15 protein-coding genes, 1 tRNA gene and 2 other annotated features are annotated in these 13,902 nt (G+C 36.8%); of the genes, 8 read left to right on the plus strand and 8 right to left on the minus strand.

All coding sequences use genetic code 11. From position 1 onward, the window contains the following. Nucleotides 1–191: 191 nt before the first annotated feature. Nucleotides 192–719, plus strand: coding sequence for a CotO family spore coat protein (locus tag OLD84_RS07420; RefSeq protein ID WP_209462267.1), 528 nt, complete (start codon nucleotides 192–194; stop codon nucleotides 717–719). Between the two features lie 235 nt (nucleotides 720–954). Here the strand turns inward: OLD84_RS07420 and OLD84_RS07425 are convergent, their stop codons facing one another. Further along, nucleotides 955–1,410, minus strand: a complete 456-nt coding sequence (locus tag OLD84_RS07425) for a CotY/CotZ family spore coat protein (protein WP_209462268.1) — start codon at nucleotides 1,408–1,410, stop codon at nucleotides 955–957. 194 nt (nucleotides 1,411–1,604) lie between these two features. Between OLD84_RS07425 and OLD84_RS07430 the strand changes: the two genes are divergently transcribed. Continuing rightward, nucleotides 1,605–1,865 (plus strand): hypothetical protein, encoded by a 261-nt coding sequence (locus OLD84_RS07430; RefSeq protein WP_209462269.1) that lies wholly within the window; start codon nucleotides 1,605–1,607, stop codon nucleotides 1,863–1,865. 330 nt (nucleotides 1,866–2,195) lie between these two features. Continuing rightward, nucleotides 2,196–2,453 carry a hypothetical protein gene (locus tag OLD84_RS07435; protein WP_209462270.1) on the plus strand — a complete coding sequence of 86 codons (258 nt, stop codon included), beginning with the start codon at nucleotides 2,196–2,198 and terminating at the stop codon, nucleotides 2,451–2,453. 209 nt (nucleotides 2,454–2,662) lie between these two features. Here the strand turns inward: OLD84_RS07435 and OLD84_RS07440 are convergent, their stop codons facing one another. From OLD84_RS07440 to OLD84_RS07465, 6 genes are all read right to left on the minus strand, one after another. Then, the gene (locus OLD84_RS07440) at nucleotides 2,663–3,376 is read right to left on the minus strand and encodes a DUF421 domain-containing protein (RefSeq protein ID WP_209462271.1); all 714 of its coding nucleotides are present in this window, start codon (nucleotides 3,374–3,376) and stop codon (nucleotides 2,663–2,665) included. 223 nt (nucleotides 3,377–3,599) lie between these two features. Then, on the minus strand, nucleotides 3,600–4,040 hold the full coding sequence (locus OLD84_RS07445; protein ID WP_209462272.1) for a GNAT family N-acetyltransferase: 441 nt from the start codon (nucleotides 4,038–4,040) through the stop codon (nucleotides 3,600–3,602). Next, complete coding sequence (locus tag OLD84_RS07450; protein WP_209462273.1) at nucleotides 4,040–4,558, minus strand: YjcG family protein; 519 nt, start codon at nucleotides 4,556–4,558, stop codon at nucleotides 4,040–4,042. The genes OLD84_RS07445 and OLD84_RS07450 overlap by 1 nt, the downstream gene beginning before the upstream one ends. 138 nt (nucleotides 4,559–4,696) lie before the next feature. After that, nucleotides 4,697–5,422 (minus strand): alpha/beta hydrolase, encoded by a 726-nt coding sequence (locus OLD84_RS07455; protein ID WP_209462274.1) that lies wholly within the window; start codon nucleotides 5,420–5,422, stop codon nucleotides 4,697–4,699. A 71-nt stretch (nucleotides 5,423–5,493) separates the two neighbouring features. Then, on the minus strand, nucleotides 5,494–7,314 hold the full coding sequence (locus OLD84_RS07460) for an ABC transporter ATP-binding protein (RefSeq protein ID WP_209462275.1): 1,821 nt from the start codon (nucleotides 7,312–7,314) through the stop codon (nucleotides 5,494–5,496). Further along, nucleotides 7,301–9,034: an ABC transporter ATP-binding protein gene (locus OLD84_RS07465; protein ID WP_209462276.1), complete on the minus strand. Its 1,734-nt coding sequence runs from the start codon at nucleotides 9,032–9,034 to the stop codon at nucleotides 7,301–7,303. The genes OLD84_RS07460 and OLD84_RS07465 overlap by 14 nt, the downstream gene beginning before the upstream one ends. A 232-nt stretch (nucleotides 9,035–9,266) precedes the next feature. Between OLD84_RS07465 and OLD84_RS07470 the strand changes: the two genes are divergently transcribed. Further along, nucleotides 9,267–9,339, plus strand: a tRNA-Val gene (locus tag OLD84_RS07470). 248 nt (nucleotides 9,340–9,587) lie between these two features. Here the strand turns inward: OLD84_RS07470 and OLD84_RS07475 are convergent. Next, nucleotides 9,588–9,794 (minus strand): hypothetical protein, encoded by a 207-nt coding sequence (locus OLD84_RS07475; RefSeq protein WP_209462277.1) that lies wholly within the window; start codon nucleotides 9,792–9,794, stop codon nucleotides 9,588–9,590. 428 nt (nucleotides 9,795–10,222) lie between these two features. Continuing rightward, nucleotides 10,223–10,458, plus strand: a binding site (T-box leader). A 47-nt stretch (nucleotides 10,459–10,505) separates the two neighbouring features. Beyond that, nucleotides 10,506–10,737 (plus strand) — a binding site (T-box leader). A 117-nt stretch (nucleotides 10,738–10,854) separates the two neighbouring features. Here OLD84_RS07475 and OLD84_RS07480 point away from each other — a divergent pair. The 4 genes from OLD84_RS07480 (at nucleotide 10,855) to trhA (ending at nucleotide 13,825) form a co-directional block, all read left to right on the plus strand. Next, a complete protein-coding gene (locus OLD84_RS07480) occupies nucleotides 10,855–11,931 on the plus strand; it encodes a bifunctional 3-deoxy-7-phosphoheptulonate synthase/chorismate mutase (RefSeq protein WP_209462278.1) in 1,077 nt (358 codons plus the stop codon). 127 nt (nucleotides 11,932–12,058) lie between these two features. Further along, nucleotides 12,059–12,271, plus strand: coding sequence for a YjzC family protein (locus tag OLD84_RS07485; RefSeq protein ID WP_209462279.1), 213 nt, complete (start codon nucleotides 12,059–12,061; stop codon nucleotides 12,269–12,271). A gap of 535 nt (nucleotides 12,272–12,806) precedes the next feature. After that, entirely contained in the window at nucleotides 12,807–12,965 is a 159-nt protein-coding gene (locus tag OLD84_RS07490) for a hypothetical protein (RefSeq protein ID WP_209462280.1), read from the plus strand. 218 nt (nucleotides 12,966–13,183) lie between these two features. Next, entirely contained in the window at nucleotides 13,184–13,825 is a 642-nt protein-coding gene (trhA, locus tag OLD84_RS07495) for a PAQR family membrane homeostasis protein TrhA (protein WP_209462281.1), read from the plus strand. The last annotated feature ends 77 nt before the right edge of the window (nucleotides 13,826–13,902 follow it).

Genomic DNA, 13,902 nt, shown 5'->3' on the forward strand with positions numbered 1-13,902 from the left:
ATTGCCACCTTGTCTTAGTCTTATAGTTAGTGTACATGATTTTGCTTCATTTATCACAATTAACGGGCAGACCAACTCAATAGGCTACACGTAAATACTCGTCTCGCTGAAAACACTAGCCACTGCGACACAATTCAAATAATGGGTTCATATAATGAGTTGAGCAAATTTTATGAAGGAGAGATCATCGTATGGCAAAAAAGAAATTCGCGAAAGATCCATTGCTTTATATTAGTCAGCCAACTACAAACGCTACAGAAGCACCGATGCAATACAATTATACGTCCCCGAAAAAGAGACGCAATCATATAGCGGACCAGCGTACATCAGAACAGGCAGCCCAGCCTACTCATAGAAGGCCGCTAAAAAGAAATTTTTTTAAACAAGAATTAAATCAAGTGGAGGAAGCAGAATCTGAAAGTGAAGAGAGTAATGATGAGGAAGTAAACAAGGAAGATGAACAACAAGAACGAGAGGTAGAAGAAAGAGAAACACGAAAGTTTAAGGATATGACATTAAAAGAAAAAGTTTATTATTTTATGAATCAATCTGATTATACACCTAAAATGAGGTGTGAAATTAAAACAAAGGAAAGGACATATCGAGGAACTATTAATGACTTTCAAGATGAGGAAGTGCATATGCGAGTTGGTAAACGGGCATCAAATACAAAAATTGCGATGGAAGAAATAACATCAATCCGAATGCTAGGATTTTAAAATAGGCTTATTTTTTAATACTAGAAGCATTGACTGCTAAAAGCCGACTTTACAATTAATTCCATTTTAATAGCAAGTGAACGAAACAAAACACACCAGGAAAAGGAGGAGGTAATCCAACTTTCCAATGGTGTGTTTTAGTAGATGGGAAAGTGTAAAACTTTCCTATCTGTATGAGTGCGGTCTTTGGCGATTCGCCTAAGGCTTGCACTTTTAAATATATTTTTTCTGTTAGTTAAAGTGCGTTAACTGCTGGCAAGCAAGTAACATGACAGAAACAATTTAGGTCTACCGTTAGGCAGATTCCAGTAGCAAGTAATGGTTCTGTGCATTGATGAACAGGACTTTTTGGATCTTTGTCTGCATCATTTGGATCTCTTAATAATTCAAGTGTAGCACAACAATCTTTGTCGACACTCTTAACTCTAAAGAAAAAGCTGGATGTCATATGGCCAATATCATTTGGATGTGCACCATACCCTTTAAATGGTTTACAACTATCCTTACAGTACAAAATCACCGGTACCGTATCCAACCCATTGCCTGAATCCCTCTCTCCTAATAAATCACTAATTGATTGTTCGCAACTTGTGTCACAGCAATTCTCTACAACATCCGTTTGTGCGTCAACGATATCTTTTAGAATATCACATACGCAGTTACCTGTTTCAAACCCTTTTCCACAACCCATGAATTATATCTCCTTTCAAGATTGAAATTGACTTAGTTGTCTTTACTAGAATATGTCTTTAGGGTTGGATTGTGTGGGCATTCATCTTTATCTGAAGACATTTATTAGAAAGAAATAAGGGCTGATAACGACACCCAGTGAATTAACCTTACATAGACTGCTAATGAGACAAATCTGTAAAGGAGTGTATGAAGGTGTCTGAAAAAAAACAGGTTATCCATGTTAAGGATTTAGTGATTAAAGCAGATAATGTAATTATTGAAGGGACACAGCAACAGCAACGACGTCGTGATCCATTCTTTGGTCGTTATATAGAAGATGACCGGAGTAAGGATGTGGAAGCTGCGCAGGATGTTGAACACAAACCCCAGGAAGAAAATAAGGATGATGATGGTGAGGATGAGGATAAAGAAAGTGAACCTAGGTTTGAAAGAAGACCTTTTTCTTGGTTTTAAGCAACTATATTTAGCTGCTTTTCTTTTTAGCAGATAGGAAACCACCATGGCTCGCCTTGAGCGAGCCACCATTTACCATAAAAATGAATTTGTTTTCATACAAAAGTATAAACTTTCTAAAAAGTAAATGACATATTTCACTGAAAATAGGGTATAGTTAAATAAGAAGGTATAAGAGGGAGTATAAAACTTTCCTATATGCATAAGTAGGGGCTCTGCCATTTACCGAAAGCTTGGATGCCAATTTTTCTAAAAGATTATTTTTTACTAGTAGCCGAATGCACGTAAACGCTTTGGATATATATATCATATTTTACGGGGGTGTAACCATTGGGATACATTTTACCAATAACAAATCACCAATATAATGCTTATCAAAACCGTATCATGGAAGATAAACGAATTCCTCAAAATGTAGAAAAGCCATTTAAAGTTGTTTTAGAAAAGCGGCATCAAGAGTTAACGAAAGAATATGATCGCTTGCATCGTCCGATGGATATACAGGCTAACAAACACGAAAAACTAAATGCGGAGAAAATATATAATCAATTAACAGGGAAAGGAACACATTTTAACAAAATTATTTAGAATATTTAACAAAAATATTTTTAGCAGATAGGCAATTATAAAACTCACCTACTGCATAGATGTCTTCCGCCTACCCATTAAAAGGCTTAGCGAATGCCAAGCCCACTAGGTGTACTCGTGCTACAGTAGCATATAGCAACAACATATACGAAAACCACCTTATTCAAGTAAGGTATGATGGATAAGTGGCTGCAGTTATTGCGGCCTATTTACTTATCGAATTTTTGATGGTTTCTGTTTACAAAAGGCAATATATACAGCATTTTCCCCTGTGTGTACTCAGCATAAAACACTTCTTCAACGGTCTCGAAACCTTGTACGTTTAATTGTTGAAGCAGCCATTCTTCTGTAAGGCTACTTTCCGTGAGGTTATCATAAATTATCTCGCCATCATTGATAAGTGTTGTAGAAATATGAACGTCTTCTGGTTCAACTGTTACATTCAAGTCTGCTTTGGTAGGAGGTTGATAAGGAGACTTCTTCAAAACCGATACTGTTCCATTTGTTTCCAGGATTGCGTGTTCAACTTCCTCAATAGAAAAAACATCTTTTCCTCTTAATAAATTTTTTAGCTGATGTATATCAAGTCGATTTTTTTTCATAACATCACGAATTAGCTCTCCCTTATATATGACAATAGCTGGACTTCCTTCTATTAATGCACGTGTCCGTTTATATTTCTGTGTAATTATTTCTGTAGAAAGGAGTAGACTGCCCCATAAAATAATGACGAAAGCAATCTCAGGTATACCTGCTTTTTCGTCAAATAAAGCATTCCCTACTAACTCCCCCAGGATAATAGCCGCAATAAAATCAAACGGAGTTAATTGTGAAATTTGCGTTTTTCCGAGAACTTTTGTCAATAGAAATAAAGCAAAGAAACCAAATATAGTTTCATATAGCATTGGTAAAAATTCGTTCATCGGTATATTTCTCCCCCTTTACGTATTTACCTCTTACCATAACCGAAAATGAAAAAGTAATTCATGGAGGAGAAAAGTAGAAAACTTAGCATTCGTTAAAGGGATTCTTAGAAAGTGTTCTTTGCTTTGTTAGGCAGCTAATTATTACTGCAAATAGGAAAGTTTTCCTATTTGCCAAAAAAGAGTTCGTTATGTAAAGGACATAACGAACTCTTTTTGGGATTTATTTAGCCTGAATCTTTGGTAACTTTTTAACCATGGTTACATGAGGAATTCCGGCGTCCATAAACTCACCAGATATGGTTTCATAACCTAACTTTTGGTAAAATTCTACTGCATGTGTTTGACCGTTTAATTTGGATTTTTCATACCCATCGTTTGTAATTGCGTCTTCCATTTCACGGATGAGTTCTTTGCCATGCGATTTTCCGCGATGGTCTTTTAATACACAAATACGTTCAAGTTTTCCATAACCATTCACGTATCGTAGACGACTTGCTGCTATTGGTTGTCCGTTTAGGTAACCAATAAAGTGGGTCGATGTGTCATCATGTTCATCAAGTTCTTCTTCAGCAGGCACCTCTTGTTCTTCTACAAATACTGTCGTTCGGATGTTATACGCTTGTTCAATCTCTTTTGTTGTCTTAGCAATTTTTACATTCACTATACATATTCCTTGCCAAAGACAAATGTTTCATGTACGGACCATGACCCATTATCCAACTGATATAATAATTGAAAACGGTCAATTTCATCCTCATATTGTGTGCCTCTCATTTTCAGACTACCGAACACATCGGAATACTCGTCATCCGGAAGTTCTTGCGCGATTGTAATATGCGGAACGAATGAATACTCCTGATTTTGTGGAAATTTACCTTGGTGCATTTTATCGTAAAGATCAATAAGTTCTTGTATAGGTTCCACTTTTAGATAAATTGTATTTGTAACAGGTGCAAAGGTACTAACCTTGTTAACATGAATCATAAACGGGTTAAATTCGTTTGCTATTTGTTTAAGCTCTGTTACCAATTCATCGATTGTGCTGTCATCTGCCTCAAATGGTTGCTTTAATGTAATGTGTGGTGGAATCAAATCATAACGAGGATCATAACGCATTCGGTATGAATTAGCTTCATCTTGAACTGATTTTGATGGAAAAATTGCGATACCATATTTCATAATTAAAAACCTCCTAATATTATTATGACAGTTTGACAGTTACTGTAGTTAGCTATACATAGATTATGGATATCATTATAACAGAAATTTCAACTAAAAGTGAGATTATATTTCAACTTTTCAAAAAATGTATAAAAATTACGCGAACATGGAAGCTAATACACGCTTCATATCTTTTTGCCAATATTTCCATGTGTGTTGGCCTTCTTCTAGTTCATGGTAGATATAGTTAACCTCTTTTGCTTCTAGGAGGTCATTTAATTTTCTGTTCGGTGTTAGAAAATCTTGTTCATCACCATCTGTTGTATCCACAGTTGTTTCTGCTGTACCGATTGTGTGGTACATATCAATAGAGTGGATGTCTTTAGCGTTTTCCACTGCTTCTAAAACCTGTTCATCAACATAAGGGGATTGCATGATTACTTTACCGAAAGTGTTAGGGTATCTTAATGCAGTCATTAAGGCTAGTGTACCAGCAAGTGAATCTCCCATCAATGCACGTGATTTCCCCATATGGTAGGTCGGAAGTTCTTCGTCGAGCAATGGGACAACCTCATTTACCAAAAATTTAATGTATGCTTCTTGTTGTTCACCACTTGGATGATATTTCTTTTTACGATCGTATCGATCCTGGTAATGAATTCCAACAAAAACAGTATTTGATATCTCCTCACTATCATGCATTCTATCGCTAAGCGTTGCAATTCTTCCCATTTGAAAGTAATCATTCCCGTCCTGCATAATACAAATATTATATTTGTACAGTGGTGAAAATGCTTCTGGTTGGTATAACTTTAATGTCATCGTTTCATTTAAATAGTTGCTGTTAATTTCTCTTTCAATCATAGAACCTTTTCTACCCATTACGACACCTCAATTAATTACGTAAAAATTTCCCAATTAGGTTGGGATTTACGAACTCCATTATAGACCTATCAATTGGCTTTATCTAATAATTGGCCTCTGTATAATTGGTTGTATTTTCCTTTTACTCTAAGTAGCTCATCATGCGTGCCTTTTTCAATAATTTCGCCGTGCTCCAACATAATGATCTTGTCGGCTTCTTGAATGGTATTTAGACGATGGGCAATCACGAAACTGGTTCGCTCGTGCATTAAACGTTTTAATGCTTCTTGTATTTTCAATTCGGTAATGGTATCGATATTACTTGTTGCTTCGTCCAGAACTAGAATGGAAGGCTCGGCGAGCAATGCCCTGGCAATAGTCAAAAGTTGTTTCTGCCCTTGACTGATTCCGCTGCCTTCATGATCAAGAATGGTATCATATCCTTCTGGTAAGCGAATAATGAAATCATGGGCGTTAGCGTCTTTTGCGGCATCAAGGACGTCTTGATCGGTTGCATCTAAGCGTCCGTAACGGATATTCTCACGGATTGTATTATGGAACAAGAAGGAATCCTGTAACACGAATGCCATATGTTGCCTGAGACTGGAGCGTTTAATGTCTTTTATATCCGTACCATCCAACGTTATTTTCCCATCATCATAATTATAAAAACGGGAAATCAGATTAATAATCGTTGTTTTACCTGCCCCTGTATGGCCAACAAACGCTACGGTCTCCCCAGGTTTCGCGTCAAAGCTCACATTTTTTAGAATAGGCGTCTCTTCATAGGCAAACGAGACGTTCTCAAAAGCCAAATGTCCATTTGTGGTAGAAAGTTCACTTGCTACGTCTTCATCTTTTTCTTCCTGTTCTTCGTCGATCACATTAAACACGCGCTCTGCCCCCGCTATGGCGGAAAGGAGCATGTTAAATTGATTGGATAATTCATTTAATGGTCTCGTGAACTGACGGGCATATTCGGTGAATATAACGATAACACCAACCGTGATATATCCATTAATAGCAAGGATACCCCCGACCAGCGCTATTAAACCAAAACTAAGGAAATTCAACATATTCATTACTTTAGGAATGAATCCAGCAATCGTTTGCGCCCAAAATCCAGTATGCTTTAGGTCTTCATTTCTTTCGGCAAACTCATTAATAACATGGTCTTCTTGAGAGAAAGTCTTCACAATATGCTGCCCAGAAACAATTTCCTCGACATAACCGTTAACTTCACCTAAGTTTTTTTGCTGTAATTTGTACAGGGGACCAGTTCGCTTTGTAATCCACTTTATAGCGAAAAGCATTAATGGAATAATTGACATGGTAACCAGCGTTAATACTGGGCTGAGTGTGAGCATTACAACCAAAGTCCCAACTAGCATTAATATGCTTGAAAAAATTTGAATAACTGATTGGTTTAATGTGTTGTTTACATTATCGATATCATTGGTTAGCCTGCTCATTAATTCACCGTGCTGACGCTTATCAAAATAGGAAATGGGTAGACGATGAAATTGACGGAATAAATCAGTCCTAAGCGCGTATACCGTATTTTGTGCGACACCTATCATCCAAAAGTGTTGCAGGAAAACGGATAGGGAATGAAACAAATAAATGATAATTAACCAGATTAACAGAATACCAAGCCCTGAACTTTCCTGCGTAATGATAAATTCATCAATTGCCATACCAACCATATATGGACCAAGCAATGCCATTGCTGAACTAATGAATACCATGAATATTACCATCAACATTTTCCCACGCTGTCTAGCTAGATAGAGAGAAATGCGTTTTATTGTTCCAAACATATTCTTTGGTTTTTTTCTATTATCTGTTGAGACATTATCTACTGGAATCCGCTCATATTGAAAAGGCTCTTTTAGTTTATTGTTTCGCATATGCGTACTCCTTTCCAAATTGGGACTCCACAATTCTGCTATAAAGATCAGAAACTTTTAGTAGCTCGTCATGTGTATCAATTTCCAGAACCTTACCGTTGTCCATTAGTAAAATACGGTCCGCACTGCTGGCTGTTGAGATTTTTTGTGTAATAATCAGCGTGGTGCAATGGTAATCTTGTATGGCTTCCAGTAGAAGGGATTCCGTAGCTAAATCAAGTGCACTTGTGCTATCATCCAGCAATAGAATTTTCGGCTTGCGGATTAACGCACGAGCTATTGAAATTCGTTGCTTTTGCCCTCCTGAAAGGTTAACGCCTTTTTGTCCAATTCTCGTATCATACTGATCTGGAAGGTCTATTATCGTCTCATGGATTTGTGCGTCTTTTGCTGCTTGCACAATCTCTTCAGGTGTTGCACCTTTTTTGCCCCATGCGATATTACTACTAATAGAACCAGAGAATAGTAAAGGGTTTTGTGGTACATAGCCAATGCTTCCGCGAATTTGATCTAATGTATAAGCTGTTATCGGTTTCTGATCAATAAATATTGTTCCTGCACTTACATCGTACAGGTGTGGTATCAACTGAAACATAGTCGTTTTACCAGCACCAGTCGCACCAATAACCGCAAGCTTCTCACCCGGATCAACCGTGAAGGAAATATCTTTCAAGGTTGATTCACTGGCATTAGGATAGGTGAAGGATACATGATCATACTCAATTTTCCCATCTTTAACGGCTGTTTTTGGATCGGTGTCTTTATGGTCAGTTAAATCAACATCCAGTGTAAGAACTTCACTCAGCCTGCTGGATGATGCTTTCATGCGAGAAAAAGCTAATATAATAAATGTAAACATGGAAATAGACATCGACACCCGCATTGCATAGTTAACAATTGTCACAACATCGCCAACGGATGCTTGACCGGCAATTGTCTGTACGCTACCAAACCAAATAATGAAAATTAAGCTGATATTCATTACAAATAATAGAACAGGCATGGACGATTCAACAAATCGAAAGGCCGAACGAGTTGTATTTGCTAAGTTAGCATTTGCTTTTGTAAAACGGTCCTCTTCAAAATTACGTCTGAGAAAAGCTTTAATTAGTCGCATACCTGCAAGGTTTTCCTGCATCACGCGATTTACATGATCCACATTCTTCTGTATTTTACTAAACAACCTGCTCGCAATTCGAAGCACCCACACTAGAAAAATAATGAGTAGCGGTACCGTAACCAGAAATATGAGTGCAAGGCTTGCATTCACGACAAAAGCCATAATAACCCCACCTAATACGATTAATGGCGCTCGTGCCATGATTCGGAGGGCCATGAATATGGTGTTTTGAACTTGACGAACATCATTTGTAAATCGTGTCACAAGACCGGAAGTCGGATATTCATTTAAATTTGAATAGGAGAAATCCTGTATTTTTTCAAATAACTTTTGGCGGATATCATAGCCAAATGCAAAACTTACGTGAGATGAATAAAAGGAATTAAATATTCCTGCAACAAACGCGATCAAAGAGAGGCCTATCATAATACCGCCCCACATTAAAATAGTATTTAAATCTTGATTTGTAACCCCATCATCGATCATCTTTCCCAAAAAGAAAGGAAGGAGCAGATCTGCAGCAAGCTCGACAAACATCAACGCATAAGCAATAACAATGGGGAGCTTGTAAGGCTTCAAAAAGGAAAACGTTTTTTTCATGATGTACCCCCGTATAAATAAATAGACAATTACCTAATCATTATAGTACGAAAACTGGATTATTTCCAGTCGCTTATTTCGAGTAGCGAAACGTTTTCTCAAGGGGACACTGGGTGAAAAAATTCTTAAATTCTTCGTAATTAGGAGTGATTTATCTATGTTTTGTTGAAATTATATTGACAGATATTCGTACATTGTATATAGTATTAAATGTACGAACTACCTAGCACACGATTCCGTAGCTCAGCTGGGAGAGCGCATGCTTGACAGGCATGAGGTCGTTGGTTCGAGCCCAATCGGAATCATTATAAAAGAGTCTGTAATTATTGAGATATCAATGATTACAGACTCTTTTTTTAGCAGATACAAGAGTATAAACTTTCTTACTGCATATAGAGGGAGTATATAATCTTATTCCTTAATAGGGTAGAATATTTAGATAGGTTATTTCTCCTATTTCTACCAATCTGCCCCTTGACTTCTAACCTCTGAGACGAGGCGGCAGCCGAGTTTTTCTCAATATGCAGGAGTAAAGTGGGTTTATCCCACTTTACTAGTAATATTTGTGTTTTTTATCCTTTTCTTTATCCTTTTCTGAAACATCTTCTTGATCTAAATCTGCATTTGAACGAACTTTTGCTTTATAGTCTGCATCAAAATAAACGTCAACATTAACATAAGTGTTTCCATTTTCTGTTACTTTAGTGGTGTTTCTATTATCATAATGTCCATTAGGTTTTCTTTTTCTCCATTGGCCCATTTTATTCCCTCCTTTCTTATGTTTTGGCTGATTTCTAATAAATTGTTGTTTTAGACACAAAATCTATAAAAGACGACGTAATGACAATTCTAGTTGAGAGCAGGTATTCGCTACGGAAACACATTTCGCGCACCTTAGGGCGGCTGGTGAGCCTCCTTGCCCGCGGAAAGCATCCGCCCGAAGCGATCCCGAACGGCGATTATAGCAAATACTTATAGCAAACAGAACTTATGTCATCTTTTATATCTACTTCGACATAGTTAAAAGCAATAATGCTTATGAAAGGTGTCTATGTTTTTAATCCCTTGAGGGACATGGTCTAACAATTAAGAATTCAATCATTTAAAAACTTTATGAAAAAAGGTGTTGACAAACTATTGAGAATTGCATAGAATACAATGTAATATAAAAAAGTTAATTACTTAAATAATTTGGCAATGAGAGGTCACAAATAGTGTTTTATCTCCCTGTTTTAGAGAGCTGATGGTGGTGAGAATCAGTCAAAGATAAGCATGAAGTACAGCCTGGAGCTTCTTTTTCGTAGTAAAGAGAGATCTTTATGAAGAAAAAGACGGTCATTCGATCGTTAACAAAGCAAAGTGGTGAAGATATCCAAGATATGATTCACAACTAGGGTGGTACCGCGATTACAATCGTCCCTACTGGTTAATAAATCAGTAGGGGCTTTTTTAATAGAAAAATTGAATAGATATATAGGCAACGAAAGGAAAACTAGTAGTGTTTTTATCTCCCTGTTTAGAGAGCTGATGGTGGTGAGAATCAGTCAAAGATGAGCATGAAGTACAGTCCTGGAGCTTCTTCTTCGTCGTAAAGAGAAATCGTTATGATGAAGAGGCGGTCATTTTAGATCGTTAACAATTCAAGAGGTGAACAACAAAAGGTTCACAACTAGGGTGGTACCGCGATTACAATCGTCCCTGTCGTTTAAATGTTAGCGACAGGGATGATTTTTTGTTTAAGGGAGTGATGCAGGAAGTTTCTTTTATCAAGGAAGGTAATGAATGGTTATGGTTAAATTTAAAATACAGGAGGAATTACAATGACTGCAAACGAATTACAAGAGCTACGTAATAAAATTGATGAGGTAAATTTACAAATTTTAACGTTATTAAACGAACGTGCAGAAATCGTTCAAGAAATAGGGGAGAACAAGGAAAAGCAAGGAGTAGTCCGGTTTGACCCAGTCCGTGAACGTCAAGCACTTGATTTAATACTTGAAAAGCATGATGGACCTTTTGAGTCATCAACGATTCAGCATCTTTTTAAAGAAATTTTTAAGGCAAGCTTAGAACTTCAGGAAGATGATCATAAAAAAGCGTTATTGGTTTCGCGCAAAGCACGTCCTGAAAATACGATTGTTGATGTTAATGATGAGAAAATAGGTAATGGGGAACAGCAATTCATTATGGGGCCATGTGCGGTTGAAGGTTATGACCAAGTAAAAGCTGTTGCTATAGCAATGAAAGAGCAGGGACTTACATTAATGCGTGGGGGAGCTTTCAAGCCTAGAACTTCTCCATACGATTTCCAGGGGTTAGGAATAGAAGGGTTACAAATATTAAGAAAAGTTGCAGATGAAGTAGGGATGTCAGTGATTAGTGAAATCCTTTCTCCAGAAGATGTCGAAGAGGCTTTGGATTATGTAGATGTTATTCAAGTAGGTGCCCGCAACATGCAAAATTTTGAATTGCTTAAAACGGTTGGAAGAGTGAAAAAGCCAGTGTTACTTAAACGTGGCCTTTCCGCAACCATTGATGAATTTATTAATGCAGCGGAATATATTATTTCACAAGGAAACGACCAGATCATTTTATGTGAGCGTGGTATTCGCACATATGAAAAAGCGACAAGAAACACATTAGATATATCTGCTGTACCAGTCTTGAAGAAAGAAACACATTTACCAGTTATCGTGGATGTAACACACTCTACAGGAAGAAAAGACTTACTCTTCCCAACCGCAAAAGCAGCACTAGCAATTGGAGCTGACGCGGTTATGGCAGAAGTTCACCCAGATCCTGCTGTAGCATTATCTGATTCAGCCCAGCAAATGAACATTCCTGAATTTAATGAGTTCATGAATGATTTAAAAGAGTTTAAAGGTAAATTAGCTTAAAATTAAAGTGCAACTAACCTGATGTGTTAGTTGTGCTTTTTCATGAATAACACATCCTGTCTTTTCCAGTTATAATTAATGTGTATATCAACCATAATAAGATCACTAAAAATAAGGAGTGATATAAATGGGCGAATACACTCGGTTTCATGTTGGGCAAAAGGCACCAAATAATGGGGTATATATAGAAATTGGTGAAACAGGGAGTAATGTGAATGATCCGGAGCAAGTGGAACTTGATGCTGGAGACAAATTCCCTGAAAATTCCAATCAAGACCGTGTATGGATCAATAAAAGAAATTCAACAAAGCCAGGTGTACAAGGACGTCGGTCTAATTAATAGGATTATTTAGTGGTGGGTTACAAACTCCACCACTATCTTATTCAATGGAGTTGTTTACTCCTATGAAAATGAACCATTTTCATCATATTATTGGTAAAGTTTCCATTCATGATTGGCTACCCGCTAACTGCGATAAAAGAGATGTACTCAACGTATATATACATTGAGTACATCTCTTGTGTACATGGAAGTATAGAGGGTAATGCATAACTCTAACCTAAGGACGATTTCGTGGGTACTTTTTATCGTCTTTCATATCGTTTATTTCTTCTTTGCTCTTATTCTTTGATTTTTCCTTTTTTCCTTTTTTGCTCATGAGATACCCTCCTTCTTGTAATGTCAGCGATCATAAGTTATGGATGTTACCTCATTAGACGAGGTCTTCTTCTATAGTTTGAACGGATTGCACGAAAAAATGTATGGATAGTATATACAATGGTATTGCAAAATTTACTGTTAATCATCGAAATAGGAATATTGACCGTGGGCATAATAGTAATGCAAGTAACTATTGTTTGAGGAGGTTCTATTCGTGTCAGAAGAAAATAAAAATCGCAATAAAGATAAAAATAAACAGAGAAACGTAATTAAATATGATACACAACCGAAGCATGAGAAGAACGATACAGAGTTAGCAAGCGATAGTGAGTTTCTTAATTTAGAAAATAAGAAAAACAAAAGAAAACGATAAAAAATCGAGTGGTAGCGCATTTTTTCATGCATGCGCTACCGTTTTATATGGTCGAGCAATTAGAATCCATTATAAAGATATCTCTCCTTCATTACGTAATGTTTAAATCTTTCTAAAAACGCTTTTGATAAACGAAGATATGTTTAAAGAGCCTTCTTTTTCTCTGTTCTGTTATTATAATGAGAGAATATATTTTTAGATTATAAAGGATGATTTAGTTGGCTGATACACATGTTTTTTCTAAAGGCGAGGAAATTGCTAATACGATTACCCATGGGATTGGGGCAGTCTTAAGTCTTGCGGGACTAGTGATTTTAATTGTGTTTTCTACGTTACATGGTACGGGTTGGCACGTTGTGAGTTTCACTGTTTTTGGTGTGACGATGTTTATTTTATATATATCCTCCACATTTGTACATGCGTTACCACCAGGTAAGGCAAAAGATTTGTTTGAGATATTTGATCACTCTGCCATCTATTTATTTATTGCTGGAACCTATACACCTTTTACGTTTATCGTCATACAAGGTGCACTGGGCTGGACAATGTTTGGAATTGTGTGGGGCCTTGCGATAGCTGGAGTGGTTTTTAAATCGTACTTTGTTAAAAGATTTCTATTTACCTCGACGTTCCTGTACATTGTAATGGGGTGGATGGTTATCCTTGGATGGAATGAGATTGTTGATAACTTACATATAAATGGTGTGATTTTACTAGTAATAGGTGGGCTCTTTTATACGGTTGGCGCTATCTTTTATGTGTGGCGAGGCTTTAAGTACCATCATATGGTATGGCATTTATTTGTCATAGCAGGAACAACAGCCCACTTTTTCTGTGTATTGATCTATTTATTGCCATAGAAAATATTTTTGTGAATGTATTTTTACTTGGCCACACGAATGTTAAAATCTCATTATTAACGGGTAAATGGGTTTGT

This window comes from Virgibacillus natechei (assembly GCF_026013645.1).
Lineage (GTDB): Bacteria > Bacillota > Bacilli > Bacillales > Amphibacillaceae > Virgibacillus_L > Virgibacillus_L natechei.